The 261-nt window shown below is 62.1% G+C and carries 1 protein-coding gene; it reads left to right on the top strand.

The genetic code is table 11. The features are described 5' to 3' along the window. Positions 1-261: hypothetical protein (locus EN852_RS40130; protein ID WP_135879999.1), on the top strand; the 261-nt coding region annotated here is incomplete at both ends.

The following is a 261-nucleotide window of genomic DNA, read 5'->3' as shown; positions in this document are numbered from 1 at the left end:
CGACGATAGCGCGATCCGCTTGAACCGCTGGTTCGCGAGGCACTCCGATTTCGTGCTCGGCAGCCACGCCACGAAGTCCGGTCCCTTCGGCGATACTTACACCTGTCTGCCGCGCCAAGGCGTCGACCTCGAGCAGGCTCTTTCCGAAGCGATCTCTCTTCTTCCGGAAGCGATCTATGACGGCGAGCCCGAGGTCATTGATCGCGACGCCGACGACAGCATCGACTGCGTCGACGACCTTCGTCCTGACGCGATCGCTAT

The sequence above is a fragment of the Mesorhizobium sp. M2E.F.Ca.ET.209.01.1.1 genome, assembly GCF_004010375.2.
GTDB lineage: Bacteria > Pseudomonadota > Alphaproteobacteria > Rhizobiales > Rhizobiaceae > Mesorhizobium.
The sequence above is the reverse complement of the archived record's forward strand: the minus strand, read 5'-3'. Positions and strand labels throughout refer to the sequence as shown.